The sequence below is a fragment of the Mycobacterium sp. THU-M104 genome, assembly GCF_049197365.1.
In the GTDB taxonomy this organism is placed as follows: domain Bacteria; phylum Actinomycetota; class Actinomycetes; order Mycobacteriales; family Mycobacteriaceae; genus Mycobacterium.
Genome location: NZ_JBMIOP010000031.1, coordinates 16,226 through 31,031, shown reverse-complemented (window position 1 = coordinate 31,031; position 14,806 = coordinate 16,226). Strand labels below are relative to the sequence as shown.

11 protein-coding genes are annotated in these 14,806 nt (G+C 67.7%); 5 read left to right on the top strand and 6 right to left on the bottom strand.

From position 1 onward, the window contains the following. Both ACOJVU_RS02990 and ACOJVU_RS02985 read left to right on the top strand, forming a co-directional pair. A partial coding sequence (locus ACOJVU_RS02990) for a chorismate-binding protein (protein WP_421528408.1) occupies positions 1-551 on the top strand: 551 nt, incomplete at its 5' end. Between the two features lie 159 nt (positions 552-710). Next, positions 711-1,715, top strand: coding sequence for an acyl-ACP desaturase (locus ACOJVU_RS02985; protein WP_421528412.1), 1,005 nt, complete (start codon positions 711-713; stop codon positions 1,713-1,715). 170 nt (positions 1,716-1,885) lie between these two features. Here the strand turns inward: ACOJVU_RS02985 and ACOJVU_RS02980 are convergent, their stop codons facing one another. The 4 genes from ACOJVU_RS02980 to ACOJVU_RS02965 all read right to left on the bottom strand — a co-directional run bounded on the left by ACOJVU_RS02980 (position 1,886) and on the right by ACOJVU_RS02965 (position 6,875). Further along, positions 1,886-2,980 (bottom strand): NADH:flavin oxidoreductase, encoded by a 1,095-nt coding sequence (locus ACOJVU_RS02980; protein ID WP_421528407.1) that lies wholly within the window; start codon positions 2,978-2,980, stop codon positions 1,886-1,888. A gap of 29 nt (positions 2,981-3,009) precedes the next feature. Next, positions 3,010-5,871, bottom strand: coding sequence for an RND family transporter (locus tag ACOJVU_RS02975; protein WP_421528406.1), 2,862 nt, complete (start codon positions 5,869-5,871; stop codon positions 3,010-3,012). Further along, positions 5,868-6,266 carry an MmpS family transport accessory protein gene (locus tag ACOJVU_RS02970; protein WP_421528411.1) on the bottom strand — a complete coding sequence of 133 codons (399 nt, stop codon included), beginning with the start codon at positions 6,264-6,266 and terminating at the stop codon, positions 5,868-5,870. The genes ACOJVU_RS02975 and ACOJVU_RS02970 overlap by 4 nt, the downstream gene beginning before the upstream one ends. Positions 6,267-6,458: 192 nt before the next feature. After that, on the bottom strand, positions 6,459-6,875 hold the full coding sequence (locus ACOJVU_RS02965) for a hypothetical protein (RefSeq protein WP_421528405.1): 417 nt from the start codon (positions 6,873-6,875) through the stop codon (positions 6,459-6,461). 138 nt (positions 6,876-7,013) lie between these two features. Between ACOJVU_RS02965 and ACOJVU_RS02960 the strand changes: the two genes are divergently transcribed. Continuing rightward, complete coding sequence (locus tag ACOJVU_RS02960; RefSeq protein ID WP_421528404.1) at positions 7,014-8,453, top strand: FAD-binding protein; 1,440 nt, start codon at positions 7,014-7,016, stop codon at positions 8,451-8,453. A 70-nt stretch (positions 8,454-8,523) separates the two neighbouring features. Here the strand turns inward: ACOJVU_RS02960 and ACOJVU_RS02955 are convergent, their stop codons facing one another. Continuing rightward, positions 8,524-10,155 (bottom strand): (2,3-dihydroxybenzoyl)adenylate synthase, encoded by a 1,632-nt coding sequence (locus ACOJVU_RS02955; protein ID WP_421528403.1) that lies wholly within the window; start codon positions 10,153-10,155, stop codon positions 8,524-8,526. Positions 10,156-10,269: 114 nt separating this feature from the next. Here ACOJVU_RS02955 and mbtG point away from each other — a divergent pair, with 114 nt between their 5' ends. Then, positions 10,270-11,550, top strand: a complete 1,281-nt coding sequence (mbtG, locus tag ACOJVU_RS02950; protein WP_421528402.1) for an NADPH-dependent L-lysine N(6)-monooxygenase MbtG — start codon at positions 10,270-10,272, stop codon at positions 11,548-11,550. Beyond that, the gene (locus ACOJVU_RS02945) at positions 11,531-11,764 is read left to right on the top strand and encodes an MbtH family protein (protein ID WP_421528401.1); all 234 of its coding nucleotides are present in this window, start codon (positions 11,531-11,533) and stop codon (positions 11,762-11,764) included. The genes mbtG and ACOJVU_RS02945 overlap by 20 nt, the downstream gene beginning before the upstream one ends. On the opposite strand, the gene nbtC is transcribed toward ACOJVU_RS02945, so the two are convergent. Next, positions 11,741-14,740, bottom strand: coding sequence for a nocobactin polyketide synthase NbtC (gene nbtC, locus ACOJVU_RS02940; RefSeq protein WP_421528410.1), 3,000 nt, complete (start codon positions 14,738-14,740; stop codon positions 11,741-11,743). The two genes, ACOJVU_RS02945 and nbtC, sit on opposite strands and share 24 nt — an antisense overlap. Between the last annotated feature and the right edge of the window lie 66 nt (positions 14,741-14,806).

Sequence of the window (14,806 nt, the reverse complement as noted above, 5' to 3'; positions counted from 1 at the left end):
TGGCCGGGACGCGCGCGTTCGGCCGGGGCGCGGCGCATGACCGCCGGGCCCGCGCCGATCTGGAGTCTAACTCCAAAGAGATCGTGGAGCATGCCATTTCGGTGCGCAGCTCGCTGCAGGAGATGACCGAGATCGCGCAGCCCGGGACCGCATCGGTCACCGATTTCATGACGGTGCGCGAGCGGGGGAGCGTGCAGCACCTCGGCTCGACGATCACCGCGCGCCTGGGCTCGTCGAACGACCGGATGGATGCGCTGGAAGCGCTCTTCCCGGCGGTCACCGCGTCGGGCATTCCCAAACCGGCCGGGGTCGAGGCCATCCTGCGCCTCGACGACACCCCGCGCGGACTGTATTCCGGTGCCGTCGTGACCGTTTCGGCGGACGGCGGGCTGGACGCGGCGCTGGCGCTGCGGGCCGCCTACGAGCGCGACGGCACGACCTGGCTTCGGGCCGGTGCCGGGATCATCGAGGAGTCCGACCCCGAGCGCGAATTCGAGGAGACCTGCGAGAAGCTGTCCACCCTCGCGCCCTACCTGGTCCCCGCTCGGTAGCGTCGCGCCGGCGGCGTGACCCGCTCGTGACGCCCGTAGGGACCAAAGACCCTTTTCAATCGCCTCCCGGCGTGGCTTTCTTGATGTAACCGCATGACACAGATACATTGCGAGTTACTGGCGGAAACAGATAACTGGGAGGGCTTTGTGTCCAAGGGAATGACCGATTTACAGCTACTTCACGAGCTTGAGCCCGTGGCCGAGCGGCTGCTCAACCGGCATCTCGAGAAGTTCAAGGAGTGGAACCCGCACGACTACGTTCCGTGGTCGGACGGCAAGAATTTCTCCGCGCTAGACGGCCAGGACTGGGAGCCCGGCCAGAGTCGGCTCACCGACGTGGCGCAGGTGGCGATCGTGCAAAACCTACTGACTGAGGACAATTTGCCGTCGTATCACCGCGAGATCGCGATGAACTTCAGCATGGATGGCCCGTGGGGGCAGTGGGTGAACCGGTGGACCGCCGAGGAGGCCAGGCACAGCACGGCGCTGCGTGACTACCTGGTGGTCACCCGCGCCGTCGACCCGGTCGAGCTGGAGAAGCTTCGCCTTGAGCAAATGACCCGCGGCTTCAGTCCGGGGCAGAATAGTCAGGGCGACATGTTTGCTGAGAGCATCTTCGACTCGGTCATGTACGTCTCGTTCCAGGAACTGGCCACTCGGGTTTCGCACCGCAACACCGGCAAGGTCGCCGGCGACCCGATCGCCGAACAGCTGATGGCCAGGGTGTCCCACGACGAGAACCTGCACATGATCTTCTACCGGGATGTCAGCGCCGCGGGCCTGGACATCGCCCCGAATCAGGCCATGCGGTCGGTGCACAAGATTCTGCGCAACTTCAAGATGCCCGGCTTCACGGTGCCGGAATTCCGGCGCAAGGCGGTGATCATCGCCGTCGGCGGCGTCTACGACCCGCGCATCCATCTCGACGAGGTGGTGATGCCGGTGCTGAAGAAGTGGCGCATCTTCGAGCGCGAGGACTTCACCGGCGAGGCCGCCTGGATGCGCGACGACTTGGGCTTGCTGGTCAAGGAGCTCGAGGCGGCCGGCGACAAGTTCGACGAATCCAAGCAGCGCTATCTGGAGCGCGAGGCCCGCAGGACCGAGAAGATCACCGCCAGCAGGGTGCTCAGAACCCAGGGGACGCTGACGCTCAGCGGGCACTAGCCTTCGGATCAAGCCCGGACACGCCGAACGTGAAGCTAATGCGAAAAATTGCCACAAATCTCGCGGCGGCTTCACGTTCGACGTGTGATCGTCTCCCACCTTCGTCAGCGGGACCCTCGGCGCGACCGTGACATGCGCGACCATGACATGAGAGCCGTAGCCGTCCGCCGTCAGCTCAGGGCGGCCAGGGCCGTCGCCGGGTCGTAGCCGGTGAACCCGTCGAGATCGCCGTTGCGCAGTCGGTTCACCCAGCCCGGGTCGGCGAGCAGCGCGCGGCCGATGGCCGCGATGTCGAACTCACCGGCGTCGAACTGCTCCACCAGGCGCTCGACCGGCGCGGGCTGGATCACCTGACCCCGCTTCTCGCTGCGGAACTGCGTTTCCAACCCCACCGACCCGACGGCGATGACCGGCAGCCCGGTGACCTTTTTGGCCCACCCGGCAAGGCTCAACTTGCCGTCGTAGCCAGGGAACGCGGGCACGTAGTGCCTGCGCGTGGAGGGGTGGAGCATGTCCACCCCGGCCTCGACCAGCGGGGAGAGCAACTCCTGCAGCTGGGTGGGGTCCTCAGCGATCGTGGCCGTGTAGTCGGTGCCCTTCCACTGCGAGAAGCGGAAGATGATCGGATGGTCCGGGCCGACGGCGGCGCGGACCGCGGCGATGACCTCCGCGGGGAAGCGGGTACGCGCCGACAACGACCCGCCGTAGGCGTCGGTGCGCAGATTGGTTCGCTCCCAGAAGAATTCGTCCAGCAGATAGCCGTGGGCGCCGTGGATCTCGACGGCGTCGAAGCCGAGGTCACGGGCGGTGGCGGCGCTGTCGGCGTACAGCTGAGCGACTCGCGGCAGCTCGTCGGCCTGCAGCGCCCGGCCCTTCGGCGTGCCGAGCCCGTCGACGCCCGACGGGCTGACCGGGACAACACCGTCTGCGTCGTCGCGCTGAGCGCCCTGATGCCACAGCTGGGCGGCGATCGCGGCGCCTTCACCGTGGACGGCGTCGACGACGCGCCGCCACCCGGCCGCGACGTCGTCGCCGGCGATCGTCGGGACGGTGTAGGGGTAGCCCGCGGCCGGGTCGGGCAACCGGATTCCCTCGGTGATGATCAGGCCGACGCCACCGGCGGCGCGGCGCCGGTAATACTCGGCCACATCGGCGCCCGGGATTCCGCCCGGCGAGGCCTGCCGGGTCATCGGCGCCATCGCGAACCGGTTCGGCACGCTCAGCGAGCGGACGGTGAACGGCGTGAAGAGATCGTGTTCTGCCACGAACCGCTCCAACGCTTCTCCGGGCGCGCCTATTCCGCTGCCGGGGGGCCGGCCGGCACGGGTTGGCGCCGCCGCGACGGACGGTTGCGCACCAGCGTCGGCCACCAGAACCACGGCCCGAGAATCCTGACGATGCACGGCACGACGAACGACCGCACGATCAGCGTGTCGAGCAGCAAACCGATGCACACGGTGGACCCCACCTGACCGATCGTCCGCAGATCGCTGGTGAGCATTGCCAGCATGGTGAACGCGAACACCAGGCCCGCCGACGTGACCACGCCACCGGTGCTGCCGAGGGCGCGGATCAGCCCCGTGTGCAACCCCGCACCGATCTCTTCCTTGACTCGCACGATCAGCAACAGGTTGTAGTCCGAGCCCACCGCCACCAGGATGATGAACGTCAGCGGCAACACCAGCCAGTGCAGGTGCAGACCGATCAGATGCTGCCAGAGGAGAATGGAGAGCCCGAATGCCCCGGCGTAGGAGAACGCCACCGTTCCGGGAATGACCAAGGCCGCCACCAGGCTTCGGGTGAGGAACATCATGATCAGAAAGATCAGGATGAACGCGGCGATTGCCGCGATCATCAGATCGGACATCGCGTATTCCTTGATGTCTTTGTCGTTGGACCCCGAACCGCCGATGTAGACGCGGGCGCCGGCCAACGAGGTCTCCTTGAGGACCGTGGTGATCGCGGTCGGGAACTTCTCGACATGCTCCACGCCTTCGGGGCCCATCGCGTTGCCCTCGTGGGTGACGATGAACCGGGCGGCTTCGCCGTCCGGGGACATCATGAGCTTGATGCCGGTTTTGACGTCTTCGTTGTCGAAACCTTCGTGGGGGATGTAGAAGTAGTCGTCGCTGCGGGCCCGGTCGAAGTCGTTGCCGACGTTGATCATGTCATCGAACGTCTGGTCGGTCTGGATGGACTGCAGATCTGCCGAGCCGTAACTGTTGACCAGCTTCGACCGCAGGGCCTCGGTGTCATCGGCCGTGGCTTTCAGCTGCTCGATGATCTTCGGGAAGGCTTTGTCCACCTCTTCGAGGGAGACTTTGGCGTTCCCGATGTCTTCGGCCAACTTGTCGATGTTGTCGAGTGCTTCGAACAGCGATCTGAACGTCCAGCAGATGGGAATGTCGAAACAGTGTTTCTCCCAATAGAAGTAACTCTTGACGGGTCGGAAGAAGTCGTCGACGTTTGCGGTTTCCTGATTCAACTCGTCGCTGATCCGTTGCAGATCCTCGACGGTGAGGACGGTCTGATGCAGTTCGTCGGACACCTTCTGGAAGAAGCCGATCTCCTTGCGCAGCACTTCGACGGTATGCGCCTGGATATCTGCCTGCTGGTCGGTGTTGGAATTCTGTTCCCTGTTGAACGGGAGCTGCTGACCGCTGCCGCTGCCCTGTGTGGTGAACAAGTACGGAATGCTGGCATGCTCGAGCGGCCGGCCCAGTGGCCTCGTCATACTTTGCACCATCGCCACACCGGGCAGGCGGATCAGAGCTTTGGCGACCCGGTCGAGTGTGATGAAGTCGGCCGAGTTGCGCATGTCGTGGTCGGTTTCGATCATCAGCATCTCGGAGAAGAGTTTGCTTTTGGAAAAGTGCCGATCGGCCGCGGCGAAACCCAACTTGGCCGGGGCGTCAGACGGCTGGTACTGACGGTCGTCGTAGTTCTGCCGGTAGGTCGGCACGAAGATTGCCCCGATCATGACGACGGCCGAACTGGCTGCCAGGATCGGCACCGGCCAGCGCACCACACTGGCGGCGATGCGCCGGTACAGGTGTGCCTTCGCCTTGTGTTTGGGATCGAACAGCCCCAGCAGGCTGCCCACGGTCAGCAGCGCCGGGCCCAGCGTCATCGCGGCGATGATGGTGAAGATCATCGTGATCGCCACTGCCGGGCCCATGGTGTGGAAGTAGTTCAGCCGCGCGAAAGTCAGGCAGTAACACGCCCCCGCGATCGTCAGCCCCGAGCCGATGATGATCGGCGCCACACCCTTGTAGGCGATGTAGAAACTGTCCTCGCGGCTCGCACCGTTTTGTCGCGCCTCGTGGTAGCGACCCATCAGGAAGATGCCGTAATCCGTTCCCGCACCCAGGGTCAGGGCGATGACGATGTTCACCGCGAACGACGAGAGTTCGATGAATCCGAGGTGGCCGAGGGTGGCGGTGATCCCCTTGGCGACCAGCATTTCGATGAGGACCCCCAGCAAAGGCACCAGGAGCACCGAGGGTGCGCGGTAGACCACCAACAACATCAGGACTATCAGGATGATCGTGACGATCGTGACGTTGTTCAGGCTGTTGTTGGCGGTGGTGAGCGTGTCGGAGGCCAGCGGGGCCGCGCCACTGACGTAGACCTTGAGGCCGGGGGGAGGGGGGTCTTTGGCGACGATGTCACGCACGGCCTGCACGGACTGATTGGCTTCGATCTGGCCGATGTCACCGGCCAGACGCAACAGCACGTAGGTGGCCTTGCCGTCGACGCTCTGCGCCCCTGCTGCGGTGAACGGTTTGCCCCAGAGGTCCATGACGTACTGCACGTGCCGTTTGTCGCGCTCGAGGCGGCGCATCAGTCCGTCGTAGTACTCGTGATCGGCGACGACCAGCGGCCGATTGGCCTCGAACACGAGCATGGTCAAGTTGGTGGAGTCGGATTCGTGAAACTTCTCGCCGATGTGCAGCAGCGCCCGTTGCGAGGGCGCGTAGTGCGGCACCATCGGTCCGGCGAGTTCTTCTGCGACCCGTTCCACTTGGGGCATGAAGGTGTTCGTGGTCACCGCGACAAGACCCCAGAACAGGATGATCGGTATCGCGAAAGCGCGAACCATTCGCGGGATGAAAGGGCGTTTGACAGGCGCGTCGTCCACGCGGTGTTCACTCATGCCGATTTCACCCGGCATTCGACGTCCGCGTCTTGATGGTGACTGACCTGTTCGTCGCGCACCACGCCATCCACCAGCATCCGACAGCCCACGTGCGCGCCGTGAACGTGGACCGAGACACTGCCGGAGACCACCGTGAGCGTCGTCGTCTCGGTGTGGGACCACGGCAACGTCGTGACATCCACCTGATGGGGATGCCCGTCGATGTCGATGTAGACGAGTTGGCCGCCCTTTCCGGCGGAGCCGAACACCTCATAGGTGAGCCGTTTGGGGTTGAACTCCTCGGGCGCCTGCGGTCCGTTGACGGTGATGACCGGCGGGGGAGCGGAGAACTGATGCACCTTCCACATACCGACCGCGCCCACACCGATCGCGACGGCGGTGACCAGCGGCATCCACGCCCGGGCCAGGACGGTCCTGGCCACTGACGCACGAGGAGTCACTCGACCACCTTTCGGGCTACCGTGCCTGGCCGCACGCTCTCGCCTCGGTCCCGACGAACTGCCGGGGCCGGCACGACCCATCCATGTATCAGACAGATTGACATATGGAGCGAAGGGAGAATATCAGTTTGTGGACGTTAGCGTCTACTGCAGGCGTTTCTTCAACCGCGCGCTGGCGCGCAGCCGGATGGCGAGGTTCGTGGAGGTGAACATCGGGATCACGCCGAGGAATGTCCGTTCGGACGGCGTGGCCCCGTGCAGATGTTCGAGGCTGCCCATCACGTAGAAGCACCCCAGCATGAACAAGGCGGCAGGGATGCAGAGCGCCATCGGCGAACCGCGGTCGGCGACGACCTGCTTGGCATAGTCCAGCTCCTCTCGCGACATCGGCTGGCCCTTTCGCACCTTGTCCAGCACCGTTTTGGCGCTCCCGATCTCCTCGCTGATCGGCAACGTGGGCCGGGCGCCCAGCCGCTTGACGAACACAGTGGCAACCGAGGCGAACGTCAGCACCAGGGTCAGGGAGATCAGCGTCAGGGCACCCCATAAACCCAACGTCATTGGTTGCTCCTTTGCTTCGCCACCCGTTGGGCGGGGTCACGGTTCGGGAACGGTTCGGTCACCCCGCGTCACGTCGTACGGTACCGCGCTTCCCGGGGTCGACAATGCCGAACATGACGCAGTTGTGGGAGCCCGGCGTTGGCGCATGAAATCTCGCGGCAGACGTTTCTGCGGGCTGCCGCTGCGGGGCTGGCCGCAGGGACGGTCCTGGGCGGGGGACGAGCGCGGGCAGAACCGAAAGCCACGGGCTGGAGCGGTCTTTCGTCCGTCATCAGAGGCCAGGTGATCCTGCCGGACCAGGGTCCCCAATTCGCCACGGTCAAGCAGGTTTTCAACACCAACTACAACGATGCGATGCCTGCGGCGGTCGTCGTCCCGACCTCGACCGCCGACGTGCAGAAAGCGATGGCGTTTGCCGCGGCGCACAACCTCAAGGTCGCCCCGCGCGCAGGTGGGCACTCCTACGTGGGGGCCTCCACGGCCAACGGCACCATGGTGCTCGACCTGCGGCAGTTGCCCGGTGGCATCAACTACGACGCGGCCACCGGGCACGTCACGGTGACACCGGCGACCGATCTGTATGCGATGCACGAGGCGCTGGCCGGAGCGGGCCGCGGCGTGCCGACGGGGACCTGCCCGACGGTCGGTGCGGCGGGTCACGCGCTGGGGGGCGGCCTGGGCGCCGATTCGCGGCACGCGGGCCTGCTGTGCGACCAGTTGACGTCGGCGTCGGTGGTACTGCCCGGCGGCCGGGCGGTCACCGCGTCGGCCGCCAACAACCCCGATCTGTTCTGGGGGTTGCGCGGCGGCGGTGGCGGCAACTTCGGTGTGACCACCTCGCTGACCTTCGCCACGTTCCCCGCCGGTGACGTCGACGCCGTGAACCTCGATTTCCCGCCGGAGTCGCTCGCCCAGGTTCTCGTCGGTTGGCAGAACTGGCTGCGCACGGCCGACCGGAACAGCTGGGCGCTGGCCGATGCCACGGTCGACCCGATGGGCACCCACTGCCGGATCCTGGCGACCTGCCCGGCCGGATCGGGCGCCGGGGTGCAGCGCGCCATCGTCTCGGCCGTCGGCATCCAGCCGACCGGCACCGAGACCCACACGTTCAACCGCATGGACCTGGTGCGGTATCTGGCCGTCGGGAACCTCAACCCGGCACCGTTGGGGTATGTCGGCGGATCCGACGTCCTGCCGCTGGTCAACGCGGGCACCGCGCAGGGAATCGCGGCGGCGGTCAACGCCTTCCCCCGCGGGGCGGGCCGCATGCTGGCGATCATGCACGCCCTGGATGGCGCGCTGGCGACCGTGGCGCCGGGGGCTACGGCCTTTCCGTGGCGGCGCCAGTACGCGCTGGTGCAGTGGTATGTCGAAACGTCCGGATCGCCGGCAGCGGCCACCGCTTGGCTCAACACGGCACACCGAGCGGTGCAACCATATTCGGCCGGCGGCTATGTCAACTACCTCGAGGCGAACCAGCCGGCGTCGCGGTACTTCGGTCCGAATCTGTCGCGGCTGAGCGCCGTGCGCCAGAAGTACGATCCCGGCCGCGTCATGTTCTCCGGGCTGCCCGTCTGAGCGTTTGCGCCGAGCCCGACCCGCGAGCGTAACGGGGCTGCGAAATCCGCGGCCACTTTTCGCAGTGGCGTTACGCTCGCGGGCCAAGACGGCCGGCGATCGCCTTCTTGTCGACCTTGCCGACGGGTGTCGTGGGCAGCGCCGCCATCTCGACCAGCATGTCCGGGCGTGCGTGCGCGGCCACGCCGCGACAGTCGAGGTAGGCGTTCAACTCCGCCAAGCCGATCGCCGGCCCGTTGAAAACCACCGCGGCGCAGATTTTTTCGCCGAGCATGGTATCGGGCAGCGCAATGGCCGCGGCCGCGAGGACCGCGGGGTGGCCCAGCAGCGGTTCCTCGATGTCCACCGCGGCGATGGTCTCGCCGCCGCGGCAGATCACGTCTTTGACGCGTCCGGTGACCATGAGGTAGCCGTCCTCGCGTAACCGGACCAGGTCACCGCTGCGGTAGAAGCCCTCGGGATCGAAGCAGCGCTCGTTGTCGCGCTCGGCGTGGAAGTAGCCGTTGATCGTGTAGGGCCCCCGCACCAGCAACTCGCCCTCGTCTCCGGGCGCCACCGGTTCGCCCGTGGCGTCGACGATGCGCAGTTCGTCGTCCGGGCACAACGGCCGGCCCTGGGTGTGCTCGACCACATCGGGTGGATCGTCGAGTCGCGTGAAGTTGAGCAATCCCTCGGCCATGCCGAATACCTGCTGCAACGCCGGTGTCAGCGTCGTGCGCAGCAGGCGGGCGTCCTCGGGATCCAGACGGGACCCCCCAACCTGCAAGAGCCGCAGCGATTTCGGTGGCTGAGGCTCCCAGTCGCAGGCCTGCGCCCACAGCTTGGCCAAGGCCGGCACCAGCGCGGTGACGGTCACTCGATGGCGCGCGATGGCGGCGAAGGCGGCCTCGGGGCTGGGGTCGGCGGCGAAGACGGTCGTCGCGCCGACCGTCATTGCCCCGAGCAGACCGGGGCACGCCAGCGGGAAGTTGTGCGCGGCGGGCAGCACGACGAGATACACGTCGTCGGCGGTCAGTCGGCACAGCTGAGCGCTCGCGGTCGCGTTGTAGAGGTAGTCGTCGTGGGTGCGGGGGATCAGCTTCGGGGCGCCGGTGGTGCCGCCCGACACGAGCACCAGCGCGGGTGCGGACGGGTCGCCCGCAACGTGTGGCGCGGCACCGTCGGGCAGCGCCGACCACGCGGTGAACGGGCCGGCGTCGCCGTCGACGATCACGTGGCGCAGCCCGGGATGCAGCACGACGAGATCTTCGGCCATCGCGCGGTGGTCGAAGCCGCCCGCGGAGTCGGTGACGATCAACCCCACTGCTCCACTGACCTCGGTGAAGTGGCGCAACTCGGTCAATCGGTGTCCGGTCAGGCACAGCACGGGGACGGCCCCGGCGCGCAGCAAACCGAACAGGGCGACGGGGAACCGGCATGTGTTGGGCAGTTGCACCAGTACCCGATCGAACGGCGCGAGGCCGAGCGCGGCGAAGCCGGCGGCGGCGCGGTCTGCGAGCGCGTCCAGTTCGGCGTAAGTGTGGCCGCGGTCGGGGTCGGCCGTGTCCACGACGGCGACGCGGTCGGGCCAGGTCGCCGCGGCGTGCCGCAACACCGAGTCGAGGGTTCGGCCGGCCCAGTGGCCGACCGACCGATAGCGAGCCGCGCGGTCGGGCGGGAACGGAACGAAGCCGTGCAGCGGTGGCTCAGGGTCAGGTGGCACTCGGGAACTCCGTCGGGGGCGGGCGTGTCCTGCCGGGCGAACATAGGGTAGCGTACACGAAGTTAGGGCAGCCTCGGCTAAGCCAATCGACGGAGGTGGCGCGGTGAACGCGCGATGAGCGACACACTTGCGATCGTCGGGGCCGGTGCGAAGGCGGTGGCGGTGGCCGCGAAGGCGGCGGTGCTGCGCGAGTTGGGCATCGATGTCCCCGACATCGTCGCGGTCGAACGCTCCGGGGTGGCCGCCAACTGGCGGGCCGGTGGGGGCTGGACGGACGGCCGGCAGCGGCTGGGTACCAGCCCCGAGAAGGACATCGGCTTCCCGTACCGGTCCGATCTGATGCCGGGATCCGAAGTCGACGAACGGATGATGCGGTTCAGCTGGCAGTCGTACCTGGTTGCCACCGACCAGTTCGTGGGCTGGGTCGACCGGGGCAGGCCGGCGCCGACCCACGAGACGTGGGCCGGTTATCTGCGCTGGGTCGCGGCCATGGTGTGCTTGAAAGTCGTTGACGGCGAGGTGGTCCGGATTTCCGTGGACGACGCGCGCTGGGTGCTGCACACCCGGGGGCCGAGCTTGTCCGCCGCGACGCTGATGGTGACCGGGCCGGGACAGCCCGACAGGTCGATGCTCGCGGGTGATCCGCGGGTGCTCTCGATCGCGCAGTTCTGGCGGCGCGCGGGACAACACGAGCGCATCGTCGCCGACAACGTCGCGGTAATCGGCGGGGGAGAGACCGCCGCTTCCATCCTCAACGAACTTTTCCACCATCGGGTTTCGGCCATCACGGCCATCTCGCCGCAGGCGACGCTGTTCACCCGCGGCGAGGGCTTCTTCGAGAACTCGCTGTTCTCCGACCCGACCGGCTGGCGCAGCCTGAGCCAGGCCGAACGGCGCGACTGCATCGCCCGCACCGACCGCGGGGTGTTCTCGGCACGGGTCCAGGAATCCCTGTTGGCCGACGAGCGGATCCAACATCGGCGCGGGCGCGTCGCCCGCGTGATCGACCGCGACGACCGGATCTGGATCACGCTGCGCACCGACAACTGCGGTGAGCCGCTGGAGACGCTGCACCGGTTCGACCTCGTCATCGACGGATCCGGCGCCGATCCGGTGTGGTTTCTGCCGCTGCTGTGCCCGACCGCCCTGGGCGCGCTCGAACGCGGCCTGGGCGGGCCGGTGTCCCTCGAGGCACTGGAGGAGTCCATCGGCGCGGACCTGGCCGTCGCGGGCGTTGCTCCCAAGCTGTTGTTGCCCAACCTGTCGGGCGTCAACGAGGGACCGGGGTTTCCCAACCTGAGTTGCCTGGGGTTGCTGTCCGACCGCGTGCTGGGTGCCGAGATGGGACACACCGGGTCGAAGAAGGGGAGAACCGATGAGTACCAATCCGTTTGACGATGCGGAGCTCGCGTTCTGTGTGCTGGTCAACGACGAGGCGCAGCACAGTCTGTGGCCGGCGTTGACGGACGTGCCGGCGGGGTGGCGCGTGGTGTTCGGCGCGGACAGCCGGGCGAATTGCCTGGCGCACATCGAGAACAGCTGGACCGACATGCGCCCGAGGTGCCTGCGCGGCAATGGCCGGCGGTTAGCTGCTCAGCCGCTCCAGTAGATCGGCGACGGACGCCCCGCCCAGCAGGTCGACCACGTCCACGTCGCGGTCGAACTCGGCTTTGACGCGGCGGCGCAACTCCAGGGCCTGCAGCGACTCCAGTCCCAGCGCGACCAAGGGGGTTTGGGTGTCGATTGTCTCGGCGCGATCGACACCGATGGCCCCGGCCACCAGCGTCAGCAAGCGGTGCGGCGTCCGATCCGCGGTGACAGGCGCGGACGGTCCGGTGGTTTCGGGTGCGGGCGTATCCAGCTGGGACACCAACGAGGCGCGCCCGCAGGCATCCAGCACCGACCGTGCCCGATCCAGCGCGAACGCCGCGACGCCGGCATTTCCGTCATACCGGCCCATTCCCAGGGTCAGCGCGTCGGCCGAAGACATCGCGAGCAACCCGGTCGGGGAGAGCTTCGCGGTGCCTGACGACCGGGGGTCGAAAGTGACCGCCCACTGTCCCCACTGCACGGATGCGCAGTCCACGCCGTGGGCGCGCAGCCGGTGCGCCATCGCGTCGAGCATCCTGTTCGCCGCGGCATAGAGGATCAGGCCGCGGCCACCGACGGTGGCGGCGATCGAGGAGCACAAGACCACGCGGCAGTCGTCGGTGCGCGGGAACGCCGCGAGCACGCGGGAGATGCCGACGACCTTGGCGCGCAACGCTTCGTCGGCCTGCTCGGGGGTGATGTCCGCCAGTTCGGCACCCGAATACTGCACCGCGGCGTGGACGATCAGGTCGGCGGGTGCATCCCGGTGTCGTTGCGCCAGTTCGGCTACCGCCGCCGGGTCGCCGATGTCGCAGCTGGCGACCTCGATGCGCGTCGATGTCGCCGAGCGGATCCGGTGCAGACGCTGCGCGACGGCGTCGGTCTCGCCCGACCGACTGACCAGCGTGATGCGCCGCGCGCCGCGGCGGGCGAAGTGGTCGCAGAATTCCAGCCCCAGCGTGCCGGTTCCCCCGACGAGGAGCACATGCTCGGGCGGCGCCCCAGCGGTACCGGGGGAGGCCGGGAGCTTTTCGATGACCCTCTTCGCGTAGAGCCCGCCTGCGCGCAGCGCCAGCTCCGACTCGCCGGCGGTGTGCAGCGCGGACAGGATCGTGGTGGCCGAGCGCGGTGACACGGGCCCGGGTTCCAGGTCGAGGTGACGGAATCGCACTCCGGGGTGTTCGGCGCCCAGACAGCGGAAACCCGCTGCCGCCGCGCCGTGCACCGGATCGGGCGGTGTGTCGCCGTCGACCGGCTCGCCGTCTACCGTCACCAGCCAGCATTCGGCGATCGCCGTCTTGATGTCCGGCCACCACGCGCGGCCGGAGAAGAAGGTCGCCACCGCCGTGGCGGCGGCCGCATCGTCCACCGGCGGCGACGGCGCGAGCAGGATGACCAGGGTGTCGAGATCGGTTTCCCCGGAGGGGATTTCGTGGCCATTCAGCCTGCGCCCCGAGGCGCCGATGTCGTCGGCGGCGGCGAGCAGCGCGTCGGCCAGCTGCGCGCAGGCCCCGGTGTGGTCGACGATCCCGAACGAGCGCGGCGGTGCCAGCGAGCGGTGCGAGAGCCGGACCCACCGTTCGGTGAGCAGCCGCGGCGCGGCCGTGGCAGGGGCCGGATCGGTCGGGTCGGGGCCGGGCCCCCGCCGGGTGCGCCGGGGCAGGACCTCGTCGTAGGGCAGCCAGAGCTTCGACTCGTTCATCACCAGGTTGGGAAAGTCGCGTAACGGCAGGGGGGTGCGGTCTTCGGGCTCGGCGCGCAGACACTCCCACGGGTAGTCCTGGTCGTGCACGGCCAGCAGCGCCAGGTTGCGGGTGAACTCGGCCAGGTCGCCGGACGCGCGATCGGACGTGCTGACGACCACGGTCGCGCGCGGGCCGGCGGCATGGGTGTTGGAGGACGCGAGGTTGTCCTGGATTGCCAGCTGCAGTGTGGGGTGTTCGGCCAGTTCTACGAACGTGTCGACGCCCAGTTCGAGCGCGGCCGCGATCGCCTTGTCGAATCGGACGGGGTTGCGCAGGTTCCACAGCCAGTATTCGTCGACCGGTAGGTCTGTGGTGATCGGACCGCCGAGGGTGCTCCCGAGGCAGTCGATGTCAGTGTCCAGGAACGCCGGATGCTGCAGTTCGTGGTGGGCGATAGCGCGTACCCTGTCGGCGAGTTCCTGGATCAGGCTGGTGTGGGCCGGATACCGGACGCCGATGACGCGAGCGAAGGTTCCGCGCTCGGTGAACGTGTCGACGATCCCCTCCACGGTGTCCCGTTCGCCGGAGATCCCGACCATGTTGGGGGAATTGACCACCGACAGCTGTGCCCACCCCGAGCGGCGTGCGAGGACGTCCTCGCAGGTGTCGCGGCCGGTGGCGACGACGGCCATCGCATAGTCCCCGGCGCCGAACTGGTCGGCCGCATCCGCGCGAATACCGATGACGCGCACGGCATCCGGCAGTGTGACGGCGCCGGAGACGTAAGCGGCCGCGACCTCGCCCTGGCTGTGTCCGACTGTGGCCCCGGCCACGACCCCGAACGAGCGCCACATCGCGGCCAACCCGGCCATCTGGGTGAACAGCGCGGGCTGCACCGTGATCGCGCGGTCCGGCGCGGGAACATGCAGCCCGAGAAGGTAATCCAGCGGTGACTCACCGACCAGCGTCTGGAACGCCGCGTCGCAACGCTCCACTTCGTCGCGGAACGCGGGGACCGCCTCGTAGAAGAGCCGTCCCATCCCCGGTCGCTGGCCACCCTGTCCGGGAAAGACGTAGGCGATTTTGCGCGCGGCAGCCGGCGTCTCGCTGCGCACCACCGCGGGGTGTGCGCGGTTCTCGGCGACCGCCCGCAGCGCGCCGGTCAGCTCCTCCCGGGTGCCCACCATGGCCAGGGCGCGGTGTTTGCGCGCGGAGCGGGTGCGAAACAGCATCGCCGCAATCTGCTGCGGCGTCACCGCGGAGTGTCCCGTCACGTAGGAGAGCAGGGCCGCGGCTTCGACGCGCAACAACTCGGGTTCATTCGACGACAGCAGAACGGGAACGGTCCCGTCGGGAAGCCGATAGGTCACAGCGTC

Excerpts from the sequence above, each read along its gene's own strand:
- ACOJVU_RS02985 (WP_421528412.1), top strand. The coding sequence starts at position 711 with ATGACCGATTTACAGCTACTTCACGAGCTTGAGCCCGTGGCCGAGCGG.
- ACOJVU_RS02965 (WP_421528405.1), bottom strand. The coding sequence starts at position 6,875 with ATGACGTTGGGTTTATGGGGTGCCCTGACGCTGATCTCCCTGACCCTG.
- mbtG (WP_421528402.1), top strand. The coding sequence starts at position 10,270 with ATGAGCGACACACTTGCGATCGTCGGGGCCGGTGCGAAGGCGGTGGCG.
- ACOJVU_RS02945 (WP_421528401.1), top strand. The coding sequence starts at position 11,531 with ATGAGTACCAATCCGTTTGACGATGCGGAGCTCGCGTTCTGTGTGCTG.
- ACOJVU_RS02970 (WP_421528411.1), bottom strand. The coding sequence starts at position 6,266 with ATGCCGCTGGTCACCGCCGTCGCGATCGGTGTGGGCGCGGTCGGTATG.
- ACOJVU_RS02975 (WP_421528406.1), bottom strand. The coding sequence starts at position 5,871 with ATGAGTGAACACCGCGTGGACGACGCGCCTGTCAAACGCCCTTTCATC.